This is a genomic window from Synergistota bacterium (assembly GCA_021159885.1).
Classification (GTDB): domain Bacteria; phylum Synergistota; class GBS-1; order GBS-1; family GBS-1; genus AUK310.
The window spans coordinates 12354-39304 of the sequence record JAGHDO010000013.1 but is presented as its reverse complement, the minus strand read 5'-3'; the positions used below and the strand labels follow the sequence as shown (position 1 = coordinate 39304).

At 44.7% G+C, this 26951-nt stretch carries 27 protein-coding genes and 1 tRNA gene; 17 read left to right on the top strand and 11 right to left on the bottom strand.

Features of this window, described 5'->3' with window-relative positions; genetic code table 11:
* From J7M13_01150 to J7M13_01100, 11 genes are read left to right on the top strand one after another with little or no spacing between them, the layout of a single operon-like run.
* On the top strand, window positions 1-660 hold the full coding sequence (locus tag J7M13_01150; protein MCD6362600.1) for a phosphatase PAP2 family protein: 660 nt from the start codon (window positions 1-3) through the stop codon (window positions 658-660).
* Window positions 657-1241: a hypothetical protein gene (locus tag J7M13_01145; GenBank protein MCD6362599.1), complete on the top strand. Its 585-nt coding sequence runs from the start codon at window positions 657-659 to the stop codon at window positions 1239-1241. The genes J7M13_01150 and J7M13_01145 overlap by 4 nt, the downstream gene beginning before the upstream one ends.
* Entirely contained in the window at window positions 1238-1966 is a 729-nt protein-coding gene (locus J7M13_01140; GenBank protein MCD6362598.1) for a tRNA1(Val) (adenine(37)-N6)-methyltransferase, read from the top strand. The genes J7M13_01145 and J7M13_01140 overlap by 4 nt, the downstream gene beginning before the upstream one ends.
* 2 nt (window positions 1967-1968) lie before the next feature.
* On the top strand, window positions 1969-2802 hold the full coding sequence (gene rsmI, locus J7M13_01135) for a 16S rRNA (cytidine(1402)-2'-O)-methyltransferase (GenBank protein MCD6362597.1): 834 nt from the start codon (window positions 1969-1971) through the stop codon (window positions 2800-2802).
* Window positions 2799-4688 carry a methionine--tRNA ligase gene (gene metG, locus J7M13_01130; GenBank protein ID MCD6362596.1) on the top strand — a complete coding sequence of 630 codons (1890 nt, stop codon included), beginning with the start codon at window positions 2799-2801 and terminating at the stop codon, window positions 4686-4688. The genes rsmI and metG overlap by 4 nt, the downstream gene beginning before the upstream one ends.
* A 3-nt stretch (window positions 4689-4691) precedes the next feature.
* Entirely contained in the window at window positions 4692-5471 is a 780-nt protein-coding gene (locus J7M13_01125; GenBank protein ID MCD6362595.1) for a TatD family hydrolase, read from the top strand.
* Window positions 5472-5510: 39 nt separating this feature from the next.
* Window positions 5511-6359, top strand: coding sequence for a hypothetical protein (locus J7M13_01120; protein MCD6362594.1), 849 nt, complete (start codon window positions 5511-5513; stop codon window positions 6357-6359).
* A 6-nt stretch (window positions 6360-6365) separates the two neighbouring features.
* Window positions 6366-7517: a hypothetical protein gene (locus tag J7M13_01115; protein ID MCD6362593.1), complete on the top strand. Its 1152-nt coding sequence runs from the start codon at window positions 6366-6368 to the stop codon at window positions 7515-7517.
* On the top strand, window positions 7514-7954 hold the full coding sequence (locus tag J7M13_01110; protein MCD6362592.1) for a hypothetical protein: 441 nt from the start codon (window positions 7514-7516) through the stop codon (window positions 7952-7954). Before J7M13_01115 ends, J7M13_01110 begins: the two co-directional genes overlap by 4 nt.
* 18 nt (window positions 7955-7972) lie before the next feature.
* On the top strand, window positions 7973-9346 hold the full coding sequence (locus J7M13_01105) for a tetratricopeptide repeat protein (protein MCD6362591.1): 1374 nt from the start codon (window positions 7973-7975) through the stop codon (window positions 9344-9346).
* Window positions 9346-10104 (top strand): hypothetical protein, encoded by a 759-nt coding sequence (locus J7M13_01100; protein MCD6362590.1) that lies wholly within the window; start codon window positions 9346-9348, stop codon window positions 10102-10104. Before J7M13_01105 ends, J7M13_01100 begins: the two co-directional genes overlap by 1 nt.
* A 6-nt stretch (window positions 10105-10110) precedes the next feature.
* Here the strand turns inward: J7M13_01100 and J7M13_01095 are convergent.
* The 6 genes from J7M13_01095 to J7M13_01070 all read right to left on the bottom strand — a co-directional run bounded on the left by J7M13_01095 (window position 10111) and on the right by J7M13_01070 (window position 15966).
* Window positions 10111-10188 (bottom strand) — tRNA-Pro (locus J7M13_01095).
* A gap of 32 nt (window positions 10189-10220) precedes the next feature.
* A complete protein-coding gene (locus tag J7M13_01090) occupies window positions 10221-11087 on the bottom strand; it encodes a chemotaxis protein (protein MCD6362589.1) in 867 nt (288 codons plus the stop codon).
* 20 nt (window positions 11088-11107) lie between these two features.
* On the bottom strand, window positions 11108-11851 hold the full coding sequence (locus J7M13_01085; GenBank protein ID MCD6362588.1) for a PocR ligand-binding domain-containing protein: 744 nt from the start codon (window positions 11849-11851) through the stop codon (window positions 11108-11110).
* 23 nt (window positions 11852-11874) lie between these two features.
* On the bottom strand, window positions 11875-13017 hold the full coding sequence (locus J7M13_01080) for an exo-alpha-sialidase (protein MCD6362587.1): 1143 nt from the start codon (window positions 13015-13017) through the stop codon (window positions 11875-11877).
* Window positions 12938-15352, bottom strand: a complete 2415-nt coding sequence (locus J7M13_01075) for a homocysteine S-methyltransferase family protein (protein ID MCD6362586.1) — start codon at window positions 15350-15352, stop codon at window positions 12938-12940. The genes J7M13_01080 and J7M13_01075 overlap by 80 nt, the downstream gene beginning before the upstream one ends.
* Complete coding sequence (locus J7M13_01070; protein ID MCD6362585.1) at window positions 15349-15966, bottom strand: hypothetical protein; 618 nt, start codon at window positions 15964-15966, stop codon at window positions 15349-15351. Before J7M13_01070 ends, J7M13_01075 begins: the two co-directional genes overlap by 4 nt.
* 97 nt (window positions 15967-16063) lie before the next feature.
* Between J7M13_01070 and J7M13_01065 the strand changes: the two genes are divergently transcribed.
* Both J7M13_01065 and feoB read left to right on the top strand, forming a co-directional pair.
* Entirely contained in the window at window positions 16064-16303 is a 240-nt protein-coding gene (locus J7M13_01065) for a ferrous iron transport protein A (GenBank protein ID MCD6362584.1), read from the top strand.
* Entirely contained in the window at window positions 16300-18213 is a 1914-nt protein-coding gene (gene feoB / locus J7M13_01060) for a ferrous iron transport protein B (protein ID MCD6362583.1), read from the top strand. The genes J7M13_01065 and feoB overlap by 4 nt, the downstream gene beginning before the upstream one ends.
* Here the strand turns inward: feoB and J7M13_01055 are convergent.
* Genes J7M13_01055 through J7M13_01040 form a run of 4 tightly spaced genes read right to left on the bottom strand, consistent with a single transcriptional unit; the run spans window position 18191 to window position 21329 of the window.
* Window positions 18191-19054, bottom strand: a complete 864-nt coding sequence (locus tag J7M13_01055) for a radical SAM protein (GenBank protein ID MCD6362582.1) — start codon at window positions 19052-19054, stop codon at window positions 18191-18193. The genes feoB and J7M13_01055 overlap by 23 nt on opposite strands.
* A complete protein-coding gene (gene plsY, locus J7M13_01050) occupies window positions 19026-19634 on the bottom strand; it encodes a glycerol-3-phosphate 1-O-acyltransferase PlsY (GenBank protein ID MCD6362581.1) in 609 nt (202 codons plus the stop codon). The genes J7M13_01055 and plsY overlap by 29 nt, the downstream gene beginning before the upstream one ends.
* Window positions 19635-19639: 5 nt before the next feature.
* The gene (gene pgsA, locus J7M13_01045; protein ID MCD6362580.1) at window positions 19640-20143 is read right to left on the bottom strand and encodes a CDP-diacylglycerol--glycerol-3-phosphate 3-phosphatidyltransferase; all 504 of its coding nucleotides are present in this window, start codon (window positions 20141-20143) and stop codon (window positions 19640-19642) included.
* Between the two features lie 34 nt (window positions 20144-20177).
* A complete protein-coding gene (locus J7M13_01040; protein ID MCD6362579.1) occupies window positions 20178-21329 on the bottom strand; it encodes a DUF362 domain-containing protein in 1152 nt (383 codons plus the stop codon).
* Between the two features lie 58 nt (window positions 21330-21387).
* Here J7M13_01040 and J7M13_01035 point away from each other — a divergent pair, with 58 nt between their 5' ends.
* Genes J7M13_01035 through J7M13_01020 form a run of 4 tightly spaced genes read left to right on the top strand, consistent with a single transcriptional unit; the run spans window position 21388 to window position 26107 of the window.
* Entirely contained in the window at window positions 21388-23577 is a 2190-nt protein-coding gene (locus J7M13_01035) for a bifunctional alpha,alpha-trehalose-phosphate synthase (UDP-forming)/trehalose-phosphatase (GenBank protein MCD6362578.1), read from the top strand.
* A 6-nt stretch (window positions 23578-23583) separates the two neighbouring features.
* The gene (locus tag J7M13_01030) at window positions 23584-24807 is read left to right on the top strand and encodes a glycosyltransferase (protein ID MCD6362577.1); all 1224 of its coding nucleotides are present in this window, start codon (window positions 23584-23586) and stop codon (window positions 24805-24807) included.
* On the top strand, window positions 24804-25574 hold the full coding sequence (locus J7M13_01025; protein ID MCD6362576.1) for an SDR family oxidoreductase: 771 nt from the start codon (window positions 24804-24806) through the stop codon (window positions 25572-25574). Before J7M13_01030 ends, J7M13_01025 begins: the two co-directional genes overlap by 4 nt.
* An 8-nt stretch (window positions 25575-25582) precedes the next feature.
* A complete protein-coding gene (locus J7M13_01020) occupies window positions 25583-26107 on the top strand; it encodes a hypothetical protein (protein MCD6362575.1) in 525 nt (174 codons plus the stop codon).
* On the opposite strand, the gene J7M13_01015 is transcribed toward J7M13_01020, so the two are convergent.
* Window positions 26096-26887, bottom strand: a complete 792-nt coding sequence (locus tag J7M13_01015) for a hypothetical protein (GenBank protein ID MCD6362574.1) — start codon at window positions 26885-26887, stop codon at window positions 26096-26098. The two genes, J7M13_01020 and J7M13_01015, sit on opposite strands and share 12 nt — an antisense overlap.
* Window positions 26888-26951: the final 64 nt, after the last annotated feature.

Sequence of the window (26951 nt, the reverse complement as noted above, 5' to 3'; positions counted from 1 at the left end):
ATGTATAAAACTTTTTTTGCTTTACTACTTATAGGAATTCTTTATAGAGAATGGAAGAGAGGAAGCTTAAGGTTTGTATTCCGTGCTATTTTTAACCCGGTAGGGTTAAAAATAGCGGGGTTTTCTTTGCTTTCGCTTCTTACGGATCCGCTTCTTCATTTGGAAGAAGGGGGTAAGCTTTCTTTCTATCTCTCGAAGTTGGGAAACGTACTGGGAGATGCGGATATAGTTCTACCATTTCTTGTATCGATCTTTTACCTGGCTTTGCTTAGTCGATTTGATAGGGTTGAAAAGCTTGTGGGGGAAGCGATATCTCTCATTGTTCTGGCTGCGCTTTTTGGAGACCTACTTAAGCTCCTTTTTGGAAGAGCGCGTCCTTATATGGAGGTAGGTGTGTACTCCTTCTTTAACTTTCCAGCTTCCTTTTTCAGTAACGATTATCAGAGCTTTCCATCTGGACACGTGCTTGTTGCTTCCGTCTTGTTTGCGTGGCTTTTAATGCGCTTTGGTGGAGTCTATCGATTCCTCTTTCCATTTGCGATGGGCACGGTGGTTTATAATAGACTGGAAACCGGAAATCATTTTCTTTCAGATGCTCTTTTTTCCGCGATTTTTGGATATGTGATAGTCAAAGGGTATTTTAAGGAGGTGGGAAGGTGAGAAGAGCGATACTGGGTGCGGTTTTACTCGCCTTTTTCCTATCTGGTTTCTCTCTCGCTTTTGATGAGGGCTCCGTCTACGATAGAGTTATGGAGTATACCAAAGAGTTGCTTTTAAATCTCTCTACTTTGTCTCAAGGTGCCAAGAAATCTTTCTTTGATGGGGTAAACAGGGGAGTGAAAGAAGCTCTCAAACTTACCGAGGATATGAAGCTTTCTCCTCAGAAGCTTGAGGAGTCTCTTAAATCTGTGATAAAGGCTTCTCTTCTATGGAGGCTTTCTGGTAGGGAGGTTAAGCTCCTGCTTGAGGGATTTGGCAGATTTCTATGGCTTGGTTTCACGGTTGAAGGGGCAGGTGAGATCGTAAAGAGATTTATAATAAGGGATCTTGGAGCACCTGCTTTTAAGAGGGTTTCTTGGCTGGTTAACGTTGCTGTTAAGAAGTATGGAGTTCCCGTTTCATCGATTGAATCACTTCTAAAGGAAAAGCTTTCAATGCTTGAGTTAAGCAGTAGAAGAGAGCTTATAAGGGGAATTATAGTCTCTCTTAAGGAGAAAATACGCGAGGCGAGAAAGCGGTGAGTGAGCTTACGCTTGATGAGATCTTAAGAGGCAGACTCAAGCTATATCAGCCAGCTTGCGGACCGCGATTTGGTGTTGATGCTCTTCTTCTCGCTCATTTCCTTACTTTGAAACCTAAGGATAGGGTCATCGAGCTTGGAACTGGAGCGGGGATAGTTTTGCTTCTTCTGGCTTTAAGAGTGCCTCACCTTAAATTTGTAGGGGTTGAGCTTCAAGAAGAGCTTTATAATATCGCTCTTAAGAATGTTGAAATCAATGGTTTTTCGGACAGGATAGATATAGTTAAGGGGGACATAAGAAGGATAGGGGAGCTGTTTCCCGCTGGTTCTTTCAATGTGGTTCTTGGAAACCCGCCTTACATTCCCTTAAGGAGCGGAAGACTACCATCGGATGAGATGCGATCGTTGGCTTATACTGAGGAGGGATGCACCTTGGAGGAGTTCCTGAGAGCTTCCAAGTATTTGCTTTCGACGGGAGGGAGACTCTATCTTATCTATAGACCCTTTAGGCTTGCGGATCTGATGTTTAATATGAGGAGGTTAAAGCTGGAACCGAAGGAGTTAAGATTCGTGCACTCCCGTGCGGCGTCCGAGGCTGAGTTCATACTGGTTAAGGGAGTTAGAGATGGTTCTCCATCGCTTAGTGTTCTCGCTCCTCTCGTCCTCTACAACGAGGATGGAAGCTATACTGAGGAGCTCAAGAAGGTATATATGGGTGAGATATAAGTATGCCTCTTTATATATGTCCCACTCCTATAGGTAACCTCGAGGATATAACCCTGAGAGTTCTTCGAATATTGAGAGAATCTGATGCCATATTCGCCGAGGATACGAGAAGAACGATGGTACTTCTTGAGAGATACGATATAAGAGGAAAAAAGCTTTATAGCTATAACAAGCATAACTGGCGAAAGAGACTACCCTTTCTTCTTTCCTTTCTCTCAGAGGGTAAGAGCGTTTCGCTTGTTAGCGATGCAGGCACGCCAGGGATATCTGATATGGGGGTTGAGGCTATAAGGGAGTGTGTTAAATGTGGATATCGTGTTGAGGTTCTTCCGGGCCCTACTGCTTTCGTTCCTGCCCTTCTTCTTTCCGCTTTTGACCCGCATCCTTTTCTGTTTTATGGTTTTCTTCCCTCTCAGCGGGGCAAGAGAAGAAAAGCTCTTGCACTAATTCGCGATTTTCCGTTTACTCTCGTTTTTTATGAAGCTCCACACAGGATAACGGAAGCTCTCTATGATATACTTGATATACTTGGAAATAGGAGAGTGTGCCTGGTTCGTGAGATAAGCAAACTTCATGAGGAAGTCGTTCGAGGGAAGGTATCTGAGATCGTGAAAAGAGCTGATACCTTAAGGGGAGAAATGGTTGTAGTAGTGGAGGGAAAGAGCGGAGATAGTGAAGAATACGATGAGAGTCTTCTCTTAGAGAGGATAAGGGGGCTTATACATGTAGGCTTAAGCGCTAAGGACATAGCTGAGAGGATTCACTTTGAGACTGGAATATCCAGGAGAAAAATCTATCAGATGGTTATAAGGGTGAAGGGAGGGGATGAGGTTTGAAGAGCTTTTACATAACTACGCCAATATATTATGTTAACGATGTTCCTCACATAGGACATGCTTATACGACCATAGCTGCGGATGTCATGGCTCGCTGGAAAAGAATGGAGGGATACGATGTTCTATTCTGCACGGGTACAGATGAGCACGGTCAGAAGATAAAAAGAACCGCTGAGAAGATGGGGCTTCATCCTAAGGAGCTTGCTGATAGAGTGGTTGAGAACTTTAAGGAGCTTTGGAGGAAGCTTGATATAAGCAACGACGATTTTATACGCACTACGGAGGAGAGGCATGAAAAGGTCGTTGTTGAGGTTTTCAAGAGGCTTATCGATGCTGGCGATATATACAAGGGGACTTACGAGGGTTGGTATTGTGTCTTCTGTGAAAGCTTTTGGAGCGAATCTCAGCTTCTTCCGGGTAGAAGATGCCCTGACTGCGGAAGAGGGGTAGAAAGGGTCAGCGAAGAGACATACTTTTTCAGGCTCTCTAAGCATCAAGATAAGCTGCTTAAATTCATGGACGAGCATCCAGACTGCGTTAAGCCGGAGTCTCGATTTAACGAGGTTTATAGTTTTATAAGGAGAGGGTTAAAGGACATAAGCGTTACAAGAACTACGGTTAAGTGGGGTATACCGTTTCCTGGAGATCCAAAGCATGTTATTTACGTTTGGTTCGATGCCTTGATAAACTACCTCACGGTTGCAGGTTTCTCTCAGGATGAGGAGAAGTTTAATAAATACTGGCCCGTCGTTCATCATCTCGTGGGAAAAGATATAATAAGGTTCCACGCTATAATATGGCCTGCTATGCTTATGTCTTTGGGGGTTAATCCTCCGAAGCTGGTTTTCGCACATGGCTGGTGGACCGTTGAAGGAGAGAAAATGTCTAAGTCTAAGGGCAATGTGGTTGATCCGAATGAGGTCGTTGCAAGATATGGATCTGATGCCTTCAGATACTTCCTCTTAAGAGAGGTTCCATTTGGGCTTGATGGAGACTTTTCCTATGAGGCGCTCGTAGGAAGGATAAACGGTGAGCTTGCGGATAATTACGGAAATCTGCTTAATAGAACGCTTGTTATGGTGAAGAAGTATTTTGACGGAATCGCTCCCGAGCCTTTCGAGGAAGACCCCATAGATAAAGAGGTGGCGAGCTTGGGTGTTGAGGTTTTCAATAGAGCCTCTACCTATATGGACGACTTTGCTTATGATAGAGCATTAAAGGAAATCTTTGCCTTCTCATCGCGCTTGAATAAATATATAGATGAGACATACCCCTGGATTTTGGGAAGAGAGGGCAAAAAGAAGAGGCTATCAAGCGTTCTTTATACGCTTCTTGAAGGGTTAAGGTTTTTAACTTTAATGATAACGCCATTTATGCCTGAGAGCGGAGCCAAGGCTTGGAAGCAACTTGGTTTAGCTGGAACGCCTGAGGAAGCGGGCTTTTCCGAGATGGTCTGGGGAAGGTATCCCGTTGGGGTGAGGGTAAAACCTGATGAGGTTCTCTTCCCCCGGGTGGAGCTTAGACCGGAAAGGAAAGCTTCTGAGAAAAAGGAGGAGAGGAAGATGATAAGCATAGATGAATTCAGAAAAATGGATCTGCGTATAGCGAAGGTTATCTCGGCGGAGAGAGTTCCCAAGACCGATAAGCTTCTTAAGCTCGAGATAGATATTGGTGATGAAAGAAGGACTATCGTTGCGGGAATAGCCGAGGTCTATTCCCCTGAAGAGATCATCGGAAGGGAAATCGTAGTCATAGCCAACCTTGAGCCGGCAAAGATAAGAGGAATCATATCTCAAGGTATGTTACTTGCCGCTACCGATAGAGATGGTAAGCCTATTATATTGAAGCCAGATAGGGAAGTTGATCCCGGGAGTAAGGTGACTTAGTGGATGAAACTGTTTGATACTCATTGTCATTTGAACATCAGGCATTTTAAAGATGATTGGAGGGAGACTTATAAGCGTGCTAAGGATGTGGGCGTTTGCAGGATGGTAGTGGTTGGCTGGGATGCGTCATCGAGCGAAAGGGCAGTTAAGATAGCGGAGGAGCTGGATGGAGCATATGCAGCATGTGGTTTTCATCCCCACGACTCCAAGTTTTTTAGAGAAGAGGAACATATCCAGCTTCTTAAGAGACTTATATCTCAACCAAAGACCGTTGCTCTTGGGGAGATAGGTCTTGACTACTATTATGATAACTCTCCGAGGGATGTTCAAAGATCGGTCTTTGAGAGACAGCTTTGCCTTGCTAAGGAGCTCAACGTTCCGGTTATAATTCATCTGCGAGATGCATACGAGGATGCTCTTTCTATCATAAGGGATGTTGGTTTGCCCCAGAGGGGAGGGGTTCTGCACTGCTACTCCGGCGGAACAAAGTTCTTAGAGAGAAGTTTAAGCCTTGGTCTTTACATATCCTTCGCTGGAATAGTAACCTTTCCGAAGGCGGTTGATTTAAGGGAGGCATCGCGCCTTGTTCCCGAAGACAAGCTACTTATAGAGACTGATGCGCCGTATCTCGCTCCCAAGCCGTATAGAGGAAGGAGAAATGAGCCAGCTTATCTTATCCACGTTCTTAGGGAGATCGCACGCGTTAGGAGGGTTGATGAGGCTGAGCTCGCTAAGATTACTTATGAAAACGCGAATAAGTTTTTCAAACTTGGCGGAATGTGATAAAATTGATTTTATAAAACTGAGAGGAGGTAGAGGATCATGGATTTGAAGAAAATCGCAGGCTGGTTGATTATATGTCTGGGCGTAGGTATTATAACGATAGGTGCCTTCGCGCAGTCATCGCAGCCCACGGCTAACCTGCCAAGCCAAGTGGGGAAAGTTGTGGAGGAAACGGCTCATGGATCTATAAATTGGACTGATGATTACATTGAGGCTTCCGGATCCGCGGTTCCTCCCACGACGGCGGTTAACAAGGCTCAGGGAAAGCTTCTCGCTAAGAGAGGGGCTATTCTCGATCTTCAAAGGAATATGCTTGAGGCGATTAAGGGCGTGAGAATAGACAGTGAAACCTTGATGGAGAATTTCATGGTTAAAAGCGATGTGGTCAGAAGCGAGGTTCACGGGTGGATAAAGGGAATAGAGATAGTTAGAGAGAAATGGGATGGAGAGATCTATACCGTTTGGGGAAGAATATATCTTAAGAAGATAAGAAGAATAGTAGCAGACATGAAAGGAGTAAAGAGAAGAAGGGTTTCTCCTCCTCCGAGGAGGGCTAATTACACGGGCTTGGTTTTAGATGCGCGATATGTTCCCCTTATTCCTGCTACTACCTTCAGAATACTCGATCCAAATGGTAGAGAGGTTTATTCCCTCAAATATGTGGATAGGGAGAGGTTTATGGCAAGCGGAATGGCTGCCTATCAAACCAACATAAATTGGGCTAAGGGTGATCCGAGGGTAGGCCCCAAGCCCCTCGTTGCGAAAGCGGTAAAGACGGTTTCTCCAAATAACGTGGACGTCGTTATATCCAAGAGAGATGCGGATGCTATAAGACATAATAACTATGATTTCAGAGCGGCATGTAGGGTAATAGTGGTTAAGCGGTGATCGGTAATGCGCTTTAAGACTGCGTTTATTTTTCTTCTGATTTCGACTATAGTTGGATACATGGCGCTTCCCGCACTCGCAGCGGGAAGCGCCACAACGGTTGAGGTTGAGGGAGCCGGAGCCATAATAGGAGGGGATAAGGAGAGGGCGTTTGATGAGGCGAAAAGGGACGCCTTTAGAAACGCTATAGAGAAAGGACTTGGTGTTCTGATTCACGGTATAACTGAGATGGAAAACTTTCAAGTTATAAGGGATAAAGTTATGGCGCAGTCAAAGGGGCTTATAACGAGCTATAAGATCTTAAAAAGATGGGAAGAAGATGGCGTGATTAAGGTGAAGATGCGCGCAACGGTTGCTTTAAGGAAGCTAAACGACGTTCTCGGACCCGTGGTGATAGACACCCTGGGAAATCCTGTTCTTATGGTCTGCATAGATGAGAATATAGCGGGTAAAACGCCGTTTCTTTCGGTCAGTGAGTCTACTATCTTGAGCATATTTCAGAACGCTGGCTATCACGTTGTTGACCCCAAACAGATAGATGCTAATAGGAGAAGGGAGGCAACTGAAGCGAGCCTGAGGGGGGATCGGACGAAGCTAATCGAGCTTGCTAAAAGGCATGATGCGGATGTCGTGATCTTTGGTAGAGCGATGGCGGTCCCTTACACATCACAGGTTATCTCGGGGCAAAAGCTTTACGGAGTTCAAGCTCAACTTCAGATAAAGGCGGTTATAACGCAGACGGGTAAGGTGCTTGGGATAGCGATACCCTCCGTGAGGAAGGTGGGATTAAGCGTGAATGATGCGGCGATGAAGGCGCTTAAGATAGCCGCGTCTCGAGCTGCTAAAAAGCTTGTCTATGAGGTGGCTTATGCGATGCTCGGGCAGACCGGGAGAGGGATCCCGGGTAGAACCATTCAGGTCAGGATAGAGGGATTAAAGTTCACAGGTGCCATGATGCTGAAAAGGAAGATAGGAAATTTTAAGGGCGTGGTTGGTGTTTACCAAAGAAGTTTTCATGAGGGCAATCTGACCCTTGACGTTAATTTTGAGGGAAATGCTGAGGATCTTGCGGTAAGATTAGAGGGGCTTGGCTTAGAGATAACGGACTTTTCCGCGAATAAGATAGTTTGTAGGTTTAAGGGAGGAGGAGCAAAGTGAGGATAGCTTTAGCAGTTCTTTTGATATTTTGCCTTCTCTCCCCGGTCTTTGGTATCCCCTATAAGGTTGACATATCTTTGCTTAAAAAGGCCAATAAAAACAACATAGCCCTTGAGGGATTTCCTTGGGGGAAGATAGACTGGGAAGAGAGGGCAGTTATAGTAGAGGGGATGGGAAAGATCCCTAAAAGCTATGAGAGTAAAGCGCAAGCTAAGCTTCTGGCGAGAAGAGCGGCGCTTATAGATGCGGAAAGAAATGCGCTTCTTCTTTTATATCAGCTTAATTATCCCATTCCCAAGAACTATACGACGGTTAAGATAAAGGGAATAGTTGGTGGGGGATATGTCGTGAATGAAAGCTTTGATGGAAGAACCTATAAGATAGTTCTTAAGATTCCCCTCAAAGAGCTTTTAGAGTATAGTGTGGAGATTCAGTAAAGGAGGTCGATTTGGGCAATGAGGAAAGTAGTCTTGCTGATTGTAATCATGGGGGTGCTTTTCTGCTCGGTTTCAGCTCTCGCCTTAGCCGGTAGGATGAGAGTTGCGGTTATAGACTTTAGGAACAATGTTAGTGGACCTGAGAGGCCAAAGGTTGAAGCGGTTAGACGTGCCATTACTGATATGTTTATAACGGAGCTATGGAAAACTCAAATGTTTTCCATAGTGGAAAGAAGTCGCTTGGAGGCTATAGCGAGGGAACACAGGTTGGCTGCGTCGGGGTTGGTCGATGAGGCTACAGCGGCACGTTTGGGAAAGCTTCTCGGCGTTGAGGCGATAATAACTGGTAGCATAACGCAATTTACGTTGAAAAAGAGAGGAGGGGTTCTGCCTGTTCCTAACGTCGGAGGTATAGCTTTTGGGGAGGCGGAGGCGTTTGTTACTCTCGATGTCAGGATGATCAATGTTGAAACGGGTGAGATAGTGCTCGTTGCAAAGGAAACGGGAAGAGCAACTCACAGCGTCGGTGGTCTCGCCTTTGGAGGAGTGATCTACGGCCAGAGCGAAGCGGAAGGACTCCTTGCTGCTGCAACACGTCAATGCATAGAGAAGATAGTTAAGAAGATAAGGGCTTTGAGAGCTCGCGGCGGGAAAATGATCTATCACGTTATAAAGAGAGAGGCAGGGTATGTCTATCTTGATGCGGGTGAATCTAATGCTGGGGTTTCGCCTGGGGATTATTTCGCTGTCTATGTTGAGGGGGAGCCCATATACGGCGTTAAGGGAGAGCTTCTCGGCGTGGAAAAGTATTATATAGCCATACTTCAGGTTCAGGAGGTCCATCCTCGTTATTCAATAGCGAGGATAGTTAAGGGCAAGGGAGTTATCAGGGGGGATAAGGTAGAGCCCATTTTCGATAAATCCTCTATAGGCAGGATAAAGATAAGGCCCAGAATACTTGCAGGTGCTTCCTCAACGCCTTCCACTCCGCCACCTCCACCACCTCCTCCATCTGGAGGAGCAGGAACGTCCTCTCCACCGCCACCTCCACCACCGCCTTCTACGCCGACGGAGTCAATAATGAATACCTCTACTACCATTCAGGTTATAAAGCTTTATCCTATAGGCGAATCTCTGAAGAATAATCTGATAAGACTGCATAAGGCAGGGTATTATAACTACAGAAAAAGAAGATACTCGCTTGCAATAAGGAACTATAAGCTTGCATATGAGATGTACAAGGGAAACTATGTTGCGTGTTATTGGATAGGCAGGATATATTACGAGATAGGAAGAAGGAGCGAGGCTATAAAGTGGTGGAGGCGTGGCTTGAAGATAAATCCGAATTATAAGCCCATAAGAGAGAAGCTTGCGAAGGCAGGTGCCCTTTGATGCTAAGAAGATTAGCCCTAACCCTTATTCTGATCCTCTACTTCGGAGGGGTTGCCCTTGCAACTCTTCCTCATGGAGGAAGAGTTGCAGTGATGTTTAATAATCCTCTTGCCGAAGCTAAGGTTATGGAAAAGCTTATAAATGCCGGCTATAATGTCGTTGATAGGGCTCAGCTTGATAGAATAAGGAGAAGTCGTGCTGCGATTTTAGCGCTTCAGGGTAAGGCGGAAGCTATCATGAAGCTGGGGAGACTTTATAGAATAGCCTACTTGGTTAAGGGGAAGGCTATAATTGGCGGAGCTCGCGAGAACGAGTTTGGACTTTATACCGCTACTGCTTCTCTTTCTATACAGGCTTATAGAACCCGAAATGCCCGCTTTTTACTAAGCAAAGCATTTTCCGCTAAGGCTATAGGCTATACACCAAGCGAGGCAAAAAGAAAGGCTCTTCTTAAGGCTGCCTCTAAGGCTGGGGCTTATCTAACAGGTGGGGAATACGCGGGAGCCTTTCGGGGGATAGTGAAAATAGTCTTAAGAGGAGTCTCTGACTATGGCATCGTTAATAGCGTATATGAGAGGGTGCTTGGCTTTCCGAGGGCAAAAAAGGTGAGAATAGTATCATATGGAGGGGGACAAGCGATAATAGAGTTTCTCTATTCTGGAGATTTAAGAAGCATAGCGCGTGCGTTAAGAAGCGCGGGACTTCCGATAAGCGTTGCTTCCGTTCAAGGAAACGTAATCTATGTAAACTGTTATTAGAGAGAATGGTCGGGGCGACCGGATTTGAACCGGTGGCCTCCTGCTCCCGAAGCAGGCGCGCTAACCAGTCTGCGCTACGCCCCGACTGGAAGTTATTTTATCATGCACTTTTTCTTTTAGCAACCTTTTTCGGCTAATCTTGTGAGTTTTTGCTGGATCTCAAGAAGCTCTCTTATAGCTTCATTTAAATTACCTACGGTTTGATGTAGCTTATCCGTTAAACCAATCCATTTTTCCATAGTGTCAGTCATGTCTTCTATAGGGGAGCGGAGCATGTTTATCATTTCTTTAAGCTGGCCAAGGGTTTCGCCTATTTCCTTAACGGAGTCTGATGTTTGATCGGCGAGCTTGCTTACCTCACTTGCAACGACTGCGAACCCTTTTCCACGCTCCCCCGCTCGGGCTGCCTCAATGGAGGCGTTCAGCCCGAGCATCTTAGTTTGCTTCGCTATGTTTTGGATTGATCGAGTTACTTCGTTAAGCTTTTCTGCCTCACTTACGAGTGATTCTATTCTGCTTGCTAACGAACCTGAGAGGCCTTTGATCTGGTCTGATCCCTTGAAGAACGTTTCTGAGAGCTCATTCAATGAGGGAAGCGTATTTTCTATCTTATCTTTGGTTTCCTGAAGTCGGGATATCTGTTCTAAAAGTAAGGCTTTTCCTTTCTCCTCACGCTCTATTATATCGTAGATAAATTCGGCATCCTTCGCGCGAAGCAAACTAACTTTCTTAGGTTTTTTCCTTTCTATCTCTTCAGCCACGTCTTCTCTGCCGGTTACCTCTATTATGAGATCTAAGGGACGGGAAAGAAGCTCATCTAAACTCGTCGTTGTGAATATTCCATGCTTTCTCGCCTCAAGCATGGCGGGAGCATCTTCCTTTATATCCATGACCCCCGCGATTTTTAGGTTAAGCTTGAGGAAGTGCTTAAGGAGGCTTAGCGCCCCGTGCCCTCCTCCGACGAAAACCACGCCGTTTTCCATGAGGCATCCCCCCCATGAAATTATAACATAAGCTCGTCTATATGTTCCTTTAACCTCTTTGCTTGCTGTGAAACGAGATCTCCTACTTTCTTGATCTCAGATGCTACTACCGCAAAACCAGCGCCTTTTTCTCCTAACCTTGCTGACTCTATCGCGGCGTTTATACCAAGTGTCTGAATGTTTTTGGCGGTTTTCGTTATATCCCTGCTTATTTCTATTAGGTGTTTTATAAACTCTTCTTGCTTTTTCATTAGCTCAAGATAGAGCTTGATGCTGCTTACGACGACATCTATCATGCCGGCGAGCTCTTCCTTGGATTTTATCCTCGTTTTTTCGCCTACGCACTCCTCTATAAGCTTAATATCAAACCCATATTTCTTCTGTTTTTCTTGAACTATCTTTCTCCATTCTTCGTCCATGGGTCTCGCCTTAGCGCCGTCCCCTTCGAAGAAACCTATTAGTTCATCGCCGATGAATATTGGGGCGGTGAATACATAAAGCTGAAGGGGACAAAGCTCAATTATCGGCTTTCTTTGAGCGACCGCTTTTCTTCTCATTTCGATTCTACCAGGTTTGCACTCTGCCTTAAGCATTCCAGCCCTGGTGAGCTCCTTCTTACCCGGTTTTTCACCCCAGACGGGGGAGATCTTATTCACCTCCTCTATCTGGGGATCGGAAAGCCAGACCGATATCTCAAGGCTTTTTGAAAAAGCTTCGAGCGTTTCAACGATTTCCTCGCTTTTTAGGACATCCTCGAGCTTCATTGAGAACCACCCCCTGATGACCTTTAAAGCTTTATTATAGCTCCCATGATCTCGCTCCACGGAGCGTATCTTCCTCCATATCCATAAGGAGCTTCATAGAAAACGATCATTACTCTACCTTCATCAATCTCAATCGCACTTGGATATCCAGCATCCCCAAGTAATAAATCTCCACTTTCAGTTTTATAACCCCGTGGTTCATATACGATTATTTTGCCTTCCTTAGTGAAAGAATATTCTGGAGGGAGGGCTTCTACCATGGCTACCGCTTCCGGGAGGGTTCTCGTATACGGAAGCGGTGATATCGGTGCAATGTCCCTTAAGCCAAGATTGTAAAGAAGCTTTTCCCAAAACCATTTTTCTTTCTCATATAGCTCTATATCCCTGAAAGTTAGAATTACTCTACCATCCTTTAGCGTTAGGAGATCGGGACAGTGTCCATAAAAGGGAAGGGGATTTGGTTTTTCCCATGTTTTTCCACCGTCTCTGGAGCGACTCTCGTATAAAAATCCCACACTCGTTCTTAAAACGCAGAGAAGCTCTCCTTCTCTGAGCTTCGTTATCGCGGGCTCGTAGAAGTCAAAACCGAAATCCCTCCCTCTTGCTATTATTATAACTTTTTCGTGCCAGGTTTCACCATAATCCTCGCTTCTAAGAAGAAAGCTCGATGAGAATTCATCTCCTAAGGATCCGTAAGCAGGGAGAAGCAGAACGCCTCTCTCAATTTCAAGCACCGCATCTGATGTGGCAGCGTTGAAGAAAATCATTTTGGGCTTGCTCCAGCTTTCTCCGCTATCTCTGCTTTTTGATATATATATTGAGCTTGTTGGGGAGTCTCTGTCCCCATCTCCCCAGTGAAACCAGTTGAGAAGAATTTCTCCATTTGAAAGCGTTGCTAAGGAGGGGTCTCTGTCATCTGAGACTAGCTCATAGCTTCCCTCGTATCGCACGAATCTTTCTGGAGTGTGGATGATTTCCTTAGTTTGCCAGCTTTTTCCCTTATCTCGGCTTCGTGATAGAAGTATTCTTCCATCTCTACCATACACATGGGATCTCCCAAGCCTGAAAACGACGAGAATATCTCCATTAGGCGCCGTTTCCACGTCTGGGAATGCCGCGTGCATGGGCGTTCCCCTGTAAATCGTGAATTCTCTTTCCTTTTTCATTATCTATCCACCTCTTTGCGAGTTCAACTGCCTGAAATGGGTCACGGGAGAAGGCATCAGCTCCACATCTTCTCGCGAAGTTCGCGTTAACTGCCGCTCCACCAAGCATTACTCTCACTTCGGGAAGATTTTCCTTAAGGAGCCTTACTGTTTTCTTCATATTTTCAAGCATGGTAGTCATAAGACAGCTCAAACCAACGATGTCTGGCTTGAATCTGATGGTTTCTTTTAGAACCCTATCTGCCGGAACATCCTTTCCCAAATCTATTATCTCATAACCGAAGCTTTCAAGGACGAGTCCAACTATCTTTTTTCCAAGGTCATGTAGATCTCCTTCTACCGTTGCCATTAAAATTCTGCCTTTTTTCTTCTCAGCCTTTGGTGAGTTTTTTCTGACTACCTCGAATACTGCTTGCGCAGCCTCTGCAGATGCGATAAGCTGTGGGAGGAAAAATATCTTCTTTTCGTATCTATCTCCTACCTCTTCCAAAGCAGGTATTACATGATCCTCTATTAGGGAAAACGGTTGGATTCTTTCTCTTATTAGCCTTTCTGCTTCTCTTGAAGCCCTTTCCGCTTCTCCTCTAATCACGAGATCTTTTAGGGTGAGCTCCTGCTCTTTCGTCTTCGGTTCTTCTTTTGTCAGCGAAAAGAAGCTTATAAATCTTTCTCCCCTTTTATCTCTCCCGATGAGGAAATCGGATGCAAGTATGGCTCCCATAAGTTCATTTCTTAGGGGGTTTATTATAGCGAAGGAGAGTCCCGCATTTATGGCCATGGAGAGAAAGGAAGCATTTATGATCGCTCTTGAGGGTAGTCCGTGAGATATGTTAGATATGCCAAGAACCGTTCTTATTCCATCTTGCGATAGTCTTCTTATGACCTCTAAGGTAATAGACGGATTGGCACTTCCTGCGGGAAGCGTGAGTGGGTCTATTATTACCTCTTCCTTGGGAATTCCATAGCTTGAAGCTTCCTCTATTATTCTGTATGCCGCTTTAAGCCTTTCGGTAATCGTTTCTGGAATTCCTTCTTCCGTTATCGTAAGTCCTATGATTGAAGCTCCATATTTTCTAGCAATTGGCAGTGTTCTTCTGAGGGATTCTTTCTTGGCAGTCGTTGAGTTAAGAAGAGCCTTACCGGGATAGAATCTTAAGCCGGCTTCTATTACCTCAGGATCATCGCTATCAAAAGATATAGGGGCGTTTAATATCTTTAGAAGCTCTATGGTAGCTTTTTTCATAAGCTCTCTTCTATTTACATCCGCTACTCCTACATTGAGGTCAATGAGATCTGCTCCCGCTATCTCCTGCTCTATCGCATCTTTCTTCAGGGTTTCGAGTTTGCCTTCCTTAAGTTCGTTGGCGAGCTTTTTTCTACTGGTAGGATTGATTCTCTCTCCGATGATTATGGTTCTGCTTCCATCGCAGGTAAGAAGCTTGGATCTGCTTGTGAAAAATATCCCTATCCTTTTCTGTCTTTTAGCAGGTTTTCTTCCCTTTAGCTCTCTCGATAGAAACCTTATATGGAGTGGAGTCGTGCCACAGCATCCTCCAAGGATATTTGCTCCTCTTTTATATATATCAATGGCGAGCTCGAGGAATCTCTCTGGAGGGACCTCATCCCATCTATCTGGGGGACCCGCGTTTGGATAAGCTATTATAGGGGTCTCCGTGTATTCTGCCATTTCCCCTATTATCTCGGGAAAGACGAAGGGATCATTACCGCAGTTGGCACCGAGAATGTCTACCTTCCAGGAGTTTAGTGTGACCGCTCCCGTAGATGGGGATGTTCCAGTTACCGTTGAACTACCTTCAGTAAAGGTTAAGGAGCATATTATAGGTGTTTTTTCGCTTATCTCTCTTAATCCCAATATCGCTGCTTTGACCTCCATTATGTCTATGGCCGTCTCGACAAGAAAGAGATCGGCGCCTCCATCTAAGAGAGCCCTGCCCTGCTCCTTAAAGATTTCCACCGCTTCCTCGAACGATAGTTCCCCAAGAGGTTCTATCATCCTGCCTAAGGGGCCTATTGAGCCTGCAACTAAAGCCTTTCCCTGAGATGCTTCCTTGGCTATTTCCGCTCCTTTCTTGTTTATCTCGTATAGCTTTTTCTCTAAGCCCTTGCTCTGTAGCTTTATTCTGTTGCCTCCAAATGTATTTGTGGTTATTATATCGGCGCCTGCGTCTACATAAGAGGCATGGACATCTTTAACTATTTCAGGGTTCGTCAAATTAAGCTCCTCGGGTATGGCAGTTGGATCAAGTCCCCTTTTGTAGATTTCCGTTCCTATAGCTCCGTCAAGTATCATTATCCTGTCAAGATTCAGTTTCATATCTTCATCACTCCTATAACGGCAGTAACGGATTTTTTCGGTATCAACGTATAGGAGGGAGAAACTTTTATCCCCAGCTTATCTCCACCAGAAGCTCGGAGAAGATTTCCTTGAATGCTTAAGGGAAGATCTCCGTATCCCGGGCTGTATCTTCTGGTTAACGTTAGCCTCCTTCTTGTGGCTTCGGCCTTAAGTAGATTGTTGAGGTAGTCCATGGCGGTATCTGCAGCGGTTGAACCTATAGCATCTAAGATCATGGCTTCGAGCGTTCTTTTCTCTTCAAGGAGCTCGTTTATTTTCTTTTCTAATCTGCTTCCGATGGTCGTTGCGCAGAATATCACCTCGCTTGCTTCCTTAAGAAGCTTGGATATATCCCTACCTGGGAGAGACATCGCTTCGGTTTCAACTCCGTCTTCACTCCAAAGTGCTATCTTAAATGCTCTCGATGATGCTGACGCATTAATGAACGCTCTGCTTATGGCTGATAGCTTCTTTATTATCGCGTTGATTCTCTCTGGGACAACCGTTATTCCCCTGTATTCTCCGAGATACCTCCTTACTTCGTCAGTTTTAATCCTAATGGGGATATTTCTCAGGAATATATCAAAGCTCATGCATCTTATTATATCACCTTCTGTGCTATAATAAACGAAGCTAAGATTTTTGGAAAGCATTTTGCGCTCTTTGTTTATGAGCGAGGGTGAGGATAAGATGAAAGACGTCATTTCTCTCGATAGACTTCGTGAAGGGGAAAGAGGCAGGGTAGTTAGCATAATGGGAGGAAGAGGGTTTAGGATGAGATTGATTCAGCTCGGCGTTATGCCGGGCATAGAGGTTCGCGTTTCTAAAAGCGCTTTCTTTGGCGGGCCCATAATGATAGAGGTTAACAACACGAGAGTTGCCCTTGGGAAAGGAGTTGCTTCAAGAATTTGGGTGGAAAGGATAAGCTGAGGATAGCTCTTGTAGGTCAACCTAATTGTGGGAAGAGCACGATATTTAATCAGGTAGCGGGGTACAGGTCTGTGACATCTAACTTTCCCGGTACAACGGTTTCTTATACTATAAGCGATGTTCGATTTGGCAACAGAGTCTTTGAGCTTATAGATTTGCCTGGGATCTATTCGCTTTCTCCCACGGATGAGGCGGAAAGGGAATCACGCAGGTTTATACTGCGAACCGGTGCAGACCTTTATATTAACGTAATAGATGCCTCTCTTCTTTCAAGGAGCTTAGAATTTACGATAGAGCTTATGGAACTTGAGCTACCTATGATAGTTTGCTTAAACATGATGGATGAAGCGCTTGAAAAGGGAATAGTTATAGATGTGGATAAGCTCTCTGAGATACTTGGTGTTCCGGTGGTTCCGGCAATTGCCAAGAGAGGTAAGGGTGTGAAGGAGCTCTTTGAGACGGCCTTAAAGGCGGTGGAGGAGGGCGTTAAGACATCTCCCCCAAAGTTCTGTAGGGGCGTGGAAAGGTATATTATCAGCCTTGAGGATAGGCTAAAGAAAATAGAGATCGTTGGGAAGTTTCCCTCGAGATTTATAGCTCTCAAGCTTATAGAGCAGGATGAGGAGATATCATCCATGGTTTATAGATATTCTCCAGATCTTAAGGGTTTTGTGGAGGATGTAAGAAAAAAGCTCTTCGAGGGGCATGAGAGAACGCCTGAGGAGATAATAGCCTCACAAAGGCACTCGCTTGCCTTTTCTATTTTTGAGGAGGTATCGCGTGTTCGTAGAGTGAAGCCCTCCTTCAGGGATAGAATAGATGCGATACTCCTTAATCCGTATATAGGCTATCCCTTTCTTTTTCTAACCCTTTATGCGTTCTTTTCCTTGGTATTTAGGTTCGGAGCGCTTCTTGAGGAACCCCTGTTAAGCCTTTTCGAATCTATTTTTAACGGGATTTCAACGACGTTCCGTGCCAAGGGGCTTTCCTTTTTCATTTTTAAGGGCGTGTATGATGGATTCACCGGCGGTCTTGCAATAGTTCTTCCCTATCTTTTACCTTTTCTTCTGGGATTATCTTTCCTTGAGGACCTTGGCTATCTTCCGAGAATCGCTTTTTTAATGGATGCGCTTATGCACAGAATAGGTCTCCACGGTAAGGCGGTTTTACCGCTGGTTCTCGGCTACGGTTGCAATGTTCCCGCGGTAATGGCAGTGAGGATTCTCGATAGCCCACGAGATAGGTTTGTGGCATCCATTCTGGCGGTTATGGTTCCGTGTGCTGCTCGAATGACCATAATAATGGGGCTCGTTGGTTTTTATCTCGGTGGAGGTTGGGCTTTCTTTATATACGCTTTAAACTTATTTATGATCGGTCTTGTAGGATGGATCTTTTCAAGGCTTTTGCCGGGATACTGTGAGGGGCTTATAATGGAAGTCCCGCCATATCGTCTTCCTACCTTGAGGACGGTCTTGGCTAAAACTTGGCTTCGCTTACGAGAATTCATAGTCATAGCTTGGCCTCTTCTTATAGGAGGAAGCATAGCCCTGTCGCTTCTAACATACTATGGGCTTGAGTCTAAGCTTAACTCTTTTCTCTCGTTTATAACGGGAACTTTGGGGCTTCCGTCTCAGGTGGGCGTTACCCTCATCTTCGGTATAATGCGCAAGGAGCTCTCTCTGCTCATGCTAAAGCAGGCTCTCGGTGGAAATCTCGCTATTCTAAGCGCGGTTCAAATGCTTGTATTTACCGTGTTTGTGGTATTTTACTTTCCGTGCGTCTCCACGCTCGGAGCTCTTCTCAAGGAAATAGGTACGCGAAAAGCCCTCTTTGTGGTTTTGCTTACTACTGTCTTGGCTTATATCTTAGCCATGATCGTGAGAGGCGTTAGCTTACTATTCTTATATTAAGGCTCTTAGCGAAGTTATAAACCTCTCTCCATTCTCTTCCGTTTATTCTTCTTGATATGTAGGGGTAGCTTCTTGCGAGATAAGTTGGGTAATACTGATCCATTATGTTTACCGCTATTCTGGGAAAGTTTTCTGCAAGGATTTTAAGAGCTTCGAACGATGCGGCACTATCGTTGGGTAGAATGAGATGTCTTATAAAGACGCCCTTGATGGCTACCCCACGGGGGTCCATTTCCAGATGCCCTACTTGAGATAGCATCTCATCAATAGCCCCCAGAGCGATTTCTGTATAGTTTTTCACCTTGGAGTACATCTCACCAAGATCTGATCTACCATACTTGAAATCGGGCATGTATATATCTATAAGGCCTTTTAGAGCCCTAAGCGTTTCAACGGAGTCGTATCCCCCCGTGTTATAGACTATGGGAATCTCAAGCCCTTTTTCTCGGGCGATTTCTATAGCTTGTGCTATGGAATAGACATGTGGGGTTGGGGTCACAAGATTTATGTTATGACAACCGGCTTTTTGAAGTATAAGCATTATCTTAACGAGATCTTCTACTTCTATTTCCCTACCTGATCCAAGCTGGCTTATATCATAATTTTGGCAGAAGACACATCTTAAGTTGCAGTATGTGAAGAATATCGTTCCGGAGCCACCCCTACCTACCAAGAAGCTTTCCTCACCGAAGTGGGGACCGTAACTGCTTATCATCGGTTTGAGCGTTGCTACCTTGCAAAACCCCGCCTCTCCCTTGCTTCTGTTCACTCCGCATTTAAGAGGGCAGATCTTGCAGGGAGAGATAAGCGATTTAAGCTTTTCTAACCTTTGGTTTGCCATCTATAGTTAGCTCCTCCCCCCTAAGAAGCCTTTTTATGTTTGCTCTGTGTGTATAAATAGAGAGCAAAAAAGCTATCATGGAAAAGTAAGGAAGGAGCTTCGGAGAGAAAGGCACTGCGTAAGCCCAAGCTATACTTGAGCCCACGCCACATAGGGATCCTAATGAGGAATACCTCGTTATCTTAACTATGAGATACCAAACGAATGCCGAAAGTAAAGCCACGGGTAAACACGCCGCTGCGAGAACGCCAAAGGTTGTTGCTATTCCCTTTCCTCCCTTAAACCCTAAAAAGGGTGTCCATATATGTCCACATATCGCTGCAAAGCCGGAGGATAAGGCTATAGAGTATGAACTGGTTAACTTCAATGCTATTAAATAGGGTATTGCTCCCTTAGCCAGATCTCCAGCAAGCGTTATCAACCCGGCTTTTCTTCCTAAGGTTCTCCTTAAGTTTGCCATGCCTATATTTCCGCTTCCATACTTTCTTATGTCTATACCTGCGGTGAGCTTTGCATATACATACCCCGTTGGAAAGGAACCGCAAAGGAAACCTATTACTACCAGAAGGAGCGCGCTCATAATGCTTATCCTCCCTCCTTGAGGGCTTCCTTCAAAATGGCTCTATTCTTTATGAAATAATCAGCTCCAGAGAGTATGGTAATTATGGCGGTTGCCCATATAAAGAGAAGGTCTATAGCTTCTCCTAATCCTCCGAGTATTATGAAAACCGTAATGGTTTGGAGAACCATCTTTGCCTTGCCGAATGGGCTTGCCGCTATAACCAAGCTTCGCTTCGCAGCTATTATTCTTAAGCCTGTTACCAGAAACTCTCGGGCTATAATGACTACGGCTATCCATGCGGGTATCTTGTCTATTTGTACGAAACTAACAAAGGCGGAGGTAATAAGAATTTTGTCCGCTATGGGGTCGAGTATCTTTCCCGCATCCGTGACTATTCCATAAGCCCGTGCTATCCTACCATCTAAATAGTCGGTCAAGGAAGCTATCGCAAATATCAGGATAGAGATGACCTTTAGCTCGCTCTTTTCCAATAAGCAGGATGCCATAAACGGAATGGCGAGAAGCATTCTCAGAAAGGTTAACTTAAGAGCTAAGTTCAGCTTAGATCACCCCACGCAGTAAAATTTTGGATAATAGTCTTTCCTGAATATACACCGCTCCAACGGGACAGAGCTCATGACAGCAAAAGCACAGAATGCATCTTGAGTCATCGACCTGGGGAAAGGGATCAAGCGCTATAGCCTTAGCAGGACAATTACTGGCACATATTCCACATTTGATACACTTTTCTTGATTCATTCTGACCCTCGGAGTAAAGCTTCTCCATATGAATGAAGGTAGGGTTCTTATAAACAGGACGCTTCTCGGTGTCTTAAAGTTAAAGCTAATGTTGCTTAAGCTCTCTCCCTCAATTTCTATCTCGCTGGGGTTCAATCCTCTTTCCTGGGCGACCTTTATGGTTGGCACCTTTTCCGGTCTTAATCCCATGATTTTAGCAGCCACCATGTCAACCGCGAAGGCGCTCTCTCCCCCGAAGATAAGCCCGGTTTCAATGGGCTTTCCCCAAGCGGGTCCCTCTCCTTCCATCGAAAGGGTGGCATCAACTATGGATAGAGTAGGCTTAACCTCTAAGTGAATATCTATAAGAGCATGTGAGAAGCTTATTGGATCCTTGGCTTCCGCGTGTATTCTCGCTTTTTGGCTCCCGGGAAGACACCCAAATGTATTTTTTACTGCGCACGTCATAATCGTAAAGTTATGCGTTTTAAGCTTCGGCAGATTTATGACCTTATCGGCTTGGAATACCGCTTCTGCTAGAGCGACTTGGGTCTCTCCTCTTTTTCCGAGGCTTATCTTAGTGATTCTTTTTTCCTCCTCATCGAAGTTTCTTAGCTTTACCTTGGGGTATAGATTGGGAAGTTCATCCAGTTTAGCGCTTTTCATCGTTTCGCGTGTGGCACTCCTCGTTGAAACACCAGAGCTATCCCCTATCCAAATCTCGGAGGCTATCGGGTGTATGAGCTGAACCATTGCTTCTATAAGTCGGGGATCTGTTATTCTTGCCTCCTCTATCTTTGAGGGAGAAAGAAGATTAGGCTTTATAAGCACCTTATCCCCAGGCGAGACGAACCTCTCAACTCCTCCAAGCGCGTCTATTATGCTCTTAAGAGCGCGCTTAATCTCCTGAGCGTTAATCTCCTTTAATTTTTCGATCGCGATCTTCATATGCCTATTATAGCATAGCGAGTTCATTTCCTCTTGACTGTATTTATAAATTGTTATAGCCTTTTAGAGAAAGGTGGGGAATTAGATGAAAAGGCTTGTTATCGTTTCAAACAGATTGCCTTATACCGTGTCGATTAGGAAGGGGGAGTTTCAACTTCAAAGGAGCGTAGGAGGCCTTGCCACCGGTTTATCCTCATTTTATAAATCTTTTGGTGATAGTCTCTGGGTGGGATGGCCTGGCGTGTCTTCTGATAGGCTGAAGAGAGGAAAGAGAGAGGAACTTAGAGAGCTTCTTCTTAGGGAGGGCTGTTATCCCGTTTTTCTCTCTCAGGCAGATATAGAGGGATATTATTATGGCTTCTCAAACAAGGCGATATGGCCCCTCTTTCATTATTTTCCTGAGTATGCGATTTACGATGTTTCCATGTGGCGGGATTATGAGAGGGTTAACTCGGAGTTTTGTAAGGAGCTTCTTAAGATACTTAAAGATAATGATATAGTCTGGATTCACGATTATCATCTCATGCTTCTTCCAAAGATGCTCAGGAAGAGGAAGCCGGATTTAACGATAGGCTTCTTTCTCCATATACCCTTTCCATCTTATGAGGTCTTTCGACTTCTTCCTTGGAGAAGCGATATCTTAAGCGGAATGCTGGGGTCTGATCTTGTAGGCTTTCATACCTATGATTATGCGCTTTATTTCTTAGATAGCGTTCATAGAATCTTAGGTCTCGAACATACTCTCGGTCAGATATGGACGGGGGATAGATCGGTTAAGGTTGATGCGTTTCCTATGGGAATAGATTATCATAGATTTTCGAGTGCGGTTCAGACAAGGGAGGTTCAAAGAGAGATAAGAAAGTTCAGGAATAAGATAGGGGATAGGATAATAGTCCTCTCGATGGATCGCTTGGACTATACCAAGGGGATTTTGGAGAGACTTTCTGCCTTTGAAGCTTTCCTTGAGAGATATCCCGCTTATAGGGAAAAGGTTACCTTTCTTCTGGTAGCTGTGCCCTCGAGAACTAAGGTAGAACGCTATATGGAGCTTAAAAGACAGGTTGACGAGGTTGTGGGAAGGATAAACGGTAGATTTGGAACGATTGGCTGGGTCCCAATTTGGTATCTTTATAGGTCTCTGCCGTTTCATAGTCTCGTTGCCCTTTATAGCATAGCTGATATTGCGCTTATCACTCCCTTAAGGGATGGTATGAATCTGGTTGCAAAGGAGTATCTTGCCACTAAGATTGATGGGCACGGGGTGCTTATCTTGAGTGAAATGGCGGGGGCTTCTAAGGAGTTAGGAGAGGCTATAATCGTTAACCCTGAGGATAAGGAGTGTGTGATCAGTGCGATAAAAACCGCTCTTGAAATGGGAGAAGACGAACAGAGGGAAAGGAACCGTGCTATGCAGGACAGATTAAGAAGATATACGGTTATAAGATGGGCTAACGATTTTATGGAGAGACTCTTTCATGCTAAAAATCTCCAAAAGAGACACCAGTCTTGGAAGCTCTCAGATGAGGTGCTCGAAAAGATGGTTGAAGATTATCTCTCGGGTGAAGCTCGTCTTCTATTCCTCGATTATGATGGAACCCTTGTCCCATTTGCTGATAGACCTGAGAAGGCGAAACCGGATTCCAGACTTAAAGATATATTAAGGAAACTCTCAGCGGAGCGGAAAAACGAGGTGGTTATAATAAGTGGAAGAGATAGGGGTACCCTCGAGAAGTGGTTTGGGAAGCTTGGTGTCTCACTCGTTGCAGAGCATGGAGCTTGGATCAAGGAAAAAGGCGGAAGCTGGCGTATGATAGAGGCTTTGAGAAACGACTGGAAGACCGAGATAAAACCCATACTGGAGTTTTACGTGGATAGAACTCCCGGTACTTTCATCGAAGAGAAGGAATTTTCCCTCGCATGGCATTACAGAAAAGCGGACATAAGGCTCGCTTCATTTAGAGCGAGGGAGCTTAAAAGCGCTCTTCTTCAGCTCACCGAAAACTTTAACCTTGTGGTTTTGGAAGGCAGTAGGGTAATAGAGGTGAGAAATCTTGGAGTGAATAAGGGTAGGGCTGCTAATGAGTGGCTTGTTAATGCCGATTGGGATTTCATCCTTGCGATGGGAGATGACTGGACCGATGAGGACATGTTCTTTTCGATGCCCGAGAGGGCTTATACCATAAAGGTAGGTTTTGGAGCTTCGAATGCTAAGTACTACGTTGATTCTTATACAGAAGTTAGAAGAATATTGAGAAAACTGATATCGGGAAGGTGATATTCGATGGATAGAAGGCTTTCTGATTACAGGAGAGTCGTTGGTGATCGAGCCATAGCTGAGATCTATAGAAAGGCGAGGAAGCTTTACGGTACGAGATTTCTTCATATAAACTCCACCTACTATGGGGGCGGGGTTGCTGAAATCTTACGATCTTTCGTTCCTCTCTTAAACGATGCTGGGATAAGGGCGGATTGGCGCATAATCCCCGGATCTCCTGACTTTTTCGATACCACCAAGAAGTTTCATAACGCACTTCAAGGGGACGATATCAACATGACCGAAATAAAGAAGGAACTTTATGTTAGAACTAATCAAGACTTTGCGAGCTATTGCACCATCGAACACGATTTTGTTATGATACATGATCCACAACCTCTACCTCTGATCTCATTTTATAGGAAGAAACAACCATGGTTCTGGAGATGCCATGTGGATCTCTCAGCTCCTAACAAGGAGCTGTGGGACTTTCTAAAGGGTTTTATCCTTAGATATGACGTTGTTATAGTCTCGAGCGAGGATTATAAGAGCCCAGACCTTCCCGTCGAGCAAAAAATAATTCATCCAGCGATAGATCCGCTTTCTCCCAAGAATATGGATCTCAATGAGGAAACCATGGCTAAGTATCTTAACAAATTCAGGATTCCAATGGATAAACCCATAATTCTTCAGGTTTCACGTTTCGATAAGTGGAAGGATCCTGAAGGGGTTCTTGAGATTTTCAGTAAGGTTAAGGAAGAGGTGGATTGCAGGCTTATCCTTTGTGGAAGCATGGCTCTCGATGATCCGGAAGGGGTAGAGATATATAACAGGGTTAGGAGAAAGGTAGATGAGATTTGCAGGAATAATCTCGATTGCAAGCGCGATGTAATTCTTATCACGAGTGAAAACAATATTCTCGTTAACATTCTTCAGAGAATTTCTGCAGTGGTCGTTCAAAAGTCGCTTAGGGAAGGTTTTGGTTTGAGCGTTACAGAGGCGCTCTGGAAGGGGAAACCAGTAGTTGCTTCAAAGGTTGGGGGAATTCCCATTCAAATAGTGGATGGAGAAACTGGCTTTCTTCTCGATCCTTACGATTATGATGGCTTTGCGAGGAAGATAGTGGAGATAATAAAGGATCCTGAAATGGCAAGAGAGGTAGGAAGGAATGCTAAGGAGTACGTTCGCAAGAGGTTCCTTATAACTCGCCTTATCGTCGATTACCTTGACCTTTTGAATGAGATGCTATGAAACCAAGGGTTTGCATCGTAACTGGAGCAACGGGAGGCATAGGAAGAGCTCTAAGCAAGAAGTTTAAGGATGAGGGTTTTTCTCTCCTTATCGCTGGACGTTCTGAGAGGAAGCTTGCTCTTCTTAAAGAGAAGCTCTCCTCAGCGGAGGTTGAGACTTGCGTTTATGATGCTCTTCAGGGTAACGAAAGAATTGTTGTAGAGAGGGCACTTGATGCCTTTGGACAGATTGATGTTCTTATAAACAACGCTGGTATAGGCATATATGAGAGCTTTGAGAGAATGAGAGAGGAGGATCTGAGAAAGGTCTTTGAGGTAAACTTCTTTTCCCCGTGGAGAATGACGCGTGAGGCTTTAAAGTATATGGGGGAAGGAAGCTGGATAATCAACATTTCGTCGATAACCGCCTATCTTCCGGTTCCCTTTATGGGAGGATATGGTGCGAGCAAGTCTGCTTTAAGCTCCATGATGGAAAGCTTAAGGGGAGAGCTTATAGAAAGAGGAATAAGCGTTCTAAACGTAGAAGCCGGTAGGATTAAGACTGATTTTCCTGAAAACACTTTAGGAACCATGAAGCATCCACCCCTTGGAGAGAGAGAAGACCCGGTGAAGTTTGTAAATGCGGTTTATCGTGCTTACCTTGGGGGGAAAAGAAAGCTTATCTGGCCTCCGCGATATAGGTTTTATATCCTCTTAAGAAAGCTTTTCCCATCTCTTTATGACCGCAAGCTTTATAAGCGGTGGAAGGAGTTTAACGAAAGGAGGTGAGATGGAACTTGAGAAAGGCGTTTTTATTTGCCTTGATTCTCTCATTAGTCGTTTGTGGAAATGCGCTTGCTTGGAAGGTTCCCAAATATGACAAGATTTATCCATATCTTAAGGATGTAGCTGGATGGAAGGCGGAGAAACCTGTGGGGCAGACAATGAGCCTTAACGGAAGCACCTTTTCAATGGCCATGAGGGAATATACAAAGGGAAGTAAAAAGGCGACCTTGATAGTGGGATTTGGCCTTTTTGGACCGGTTGCAGGGTATATTTCGCAGCTTGGAGGATTGCCTACCCAGTTTTATCAAGAGACGGATGAGGTTATAGTTAAAACAACAACGTATCGTGGATTTAAAGCATTTGTTCAAATTTATAAGAAGGAGAAAAAAGGCTTTATAGGGGTAGTTTTATCCTCCGCTTCCGTTCCCTCTCAGATAGCCTATGTAGCTCTTAATTTTGAGAACATGTCTTTAAGTGAGGCTGAGTCTTTTCTCAATAACTTCAATCTTAACGGTATAAAGTCGTTAATTCATTGAGAAGTCGTTAAAAAAGGCATCAAGCGCTCTCTTTAATGCTCCTCTTAGGAGCACAAACTTGCTTTTAAGAGTCGAGAAGGTAGGCTTATAGGTGGCAAATACAGACTTGCCATATATAAGCCTTCCCGTTCTTCCATCCTGTAGATATATGGTCATTTGAACAACGCCCTCCTTGTCGGAAGATGGTATGTAGCTTCCGGCAGCGAGGGCAATTCCTATTCTGCGGGCTGTCATAAGAGGAGCAATTCCCCCTATTACGTTGCTTATGGGGCTTCCACTCGATACATCTATTACACCATAATCTACTATACAGCCCCTTACTATTATATCAGCTTTAAGTGCTTTTCCTATTTCTCTAATCTGCTTCTCCGTTAGAGATGGGATATATGGCTTGCTCCAGTACCTTAGGTCCTGAGACTCGATGAATTCTGCAAGCTCTCTGCTAAAGCCATAGCTCCTAAGCTGTTCTTCCAGGATTAGTTTGCGCTCATTTTCCTTCGGAATAACTCCCATCTTTTTTAGGATCATCCATACATCTTCATCTGGTATCACGAGCTTTCCGAGCGATTCGAATCTCTGCCTGATTGCGAATAGAAGTCTTCTATTTCCGATTCCAAATGGATTTCGCGAATAGTCTGCAAATGGAATAATCGCTATTCTCTCAGCATTAGCGAGCTTTATCTTTGCGTCTTTGAGGAATGGATTTTCGATCGCATGAGCTAAACCGATGCTTAAAGACAGCATAAGCATGATTAAGATTGCTGTCTTTATTCTTACCATTGGAATGCCCCTCCTTTATTCTTGTCTCTTTAAGAAGTATACCATAAACTGTTATAATCATATT

What these genes read in the sequence shown, in the direction of transcription:
- J7M13_01035 (MCD6362578.1), top strand. Translation starts at nt 21,388, where the DNA reads ATGAAAAGGCTTGTTATCGTTTCAAACAGATTGCCTTATACCGTGTCG.
- J7M13_01125 (MCD6362595.1), top strand. Translation starts at nt 4,692, where the DNA reads ATGAAACTGTTTGATACTCATTGTCATTTGAACATCAGGCATTTTAAA.
- rsmI (MCD6362597.1), top strand. Translation starts at nt 1,969, where the DNA reads ATGCCTCTTTATATATGTCCCACTCCTATAGGTAACCTCGAGGATATA.
- J7M13_01115 (MCD6362593.1), top strand. Translation starts at nt 6,366, where the DNA reads ATGCGCTTTAAGACTGCGTTTATTTTTCTTCTGATTTCGACTATAGTT.
- pgsA (MCD6362580.1), bottom strand. Translation starts at nt 20,143, where the DNA reads ATGCTTCTCGCCATTCCGTTTATGGCATCCTGCTTATTGGAAAAGAGC.
- J7M13_01070 (MCD6362585.1), bottom strand. Translation starts at nt 15,966, where the DNA reads ATGAGCTTTGATATATTCCTGAGAAATATCCCCATTAGGATTAAAACT.
- J7M13_01080 (MCD6362587.1), bottom strand. Translation starts at nt 13,017, where the DNA reads ATGAAAAAGGAAAGAGAATTCACGATTTACAGGGGAACGCCCATGCAC.
- J7M13_01065 (MCD6362584.1), top strand. Translation starts at nt 16,064, where the DNA reads ATGAAAGACGTCATTTCTCTCGATAGACTTCGTGAAGGGGAAAGAGGC.
- J7M13_01120 (MCD6362594.1), top strand. Translation starts at nt 5,511, where the DNA reads ATGGATTTGAAGAAAATCGCAGGCTGGTTGATTATATGTCTGGGCGTA.
- J7M13_01085 (MCD6362588.1), bottom strand. Translation starts at nt 11,851, where the DNA reads ATGAAGCTCGAGGATGTCCTAAAAAGCGAGGAAATCGTTGAAACGCTC.
- J7M13_01055 (MCD6362582.1), bottom strand. Translation starts at nt 19,054, where the DNA reads ATGGCAAACCAAAGGTTAGAAAAGCTTAAATCGCTTATCTCTCCCTGC.
- J7M13_01025 (MCD6362576.1), top strand. Translation starts at nt 24,804, where the DNA reads ATGAAACCAAGGGTTTGCATCGTAACTGGAGCAACGGGAGGCATAGGA.
- J7M13_01075 (MCD6362586.1), bottom strand. Translation starts at nt 15,352, where the DNA reads ATGAAACTGAATCTTGACAGGATAATGATACTTGACGGAGCTATAGGA.
- plsY (MCD6362581.1), bottom strand. Translation starts at nt 19,634, where the DNA reads ATGAGCGCGCTCCTTCTGGTAGTAATAGGTTTCCTTTGCGGTTCCTTT.
- J7M13_01105 (MCD6362591.1), top strand. Translation starts at nt 7,973, where the DNA reads ATGAGGAAAGTAGTCTTGCTGATTGTAATCATGGGGGTGCTTTTCTGC.
- J7M13_01040 (MCD6362579.1), bottom strand. Translation starts at nt 21,329, where the DNA reads ATGAACTCGCTATGCTATAATAGGCATATGAAGATCGCGATCGAAAAA.
- J7M13_01090 (MCD6362589.1), bottom strand. Translation starts at nt 11,087, where the DNA reads ATGGAAAACGGCGTGGTTTTCGTCGGAGGAGGGCACGGGGCGCTAAGC.
- J7M13_01030 (MCD6362577.1), top strand. Translation starts at nt 23,584, where the DNA reads ATGGATAGAAGGCTTTCTGATTACAGGAGAGTCGTTGGTGATCGAGCC.
- J7M13_01015 (MCD6362574.1), bottom strand. Translation starts at nt 26,887, where the DNA reads ATGGTAAGAATAAAGACAGCAATCTTAATCATGCTTATGCTGTCTTTA.
- J7M13_01150 (MCD6362600.1), top strand. Translation starts at nt 1, where the DNA reads ATGTATAAAACTTTTTTTGCTTTACTACTTATAGGAATTCTTTATAGA.
- J7M13_01100 (MCD6362590.1), top strand. Translation starts at nt 9,346, where the DNA reads ATGCTAAGAAGATTAGCCCTAACCCTTATTCTGATCCTCTACTTCGGA.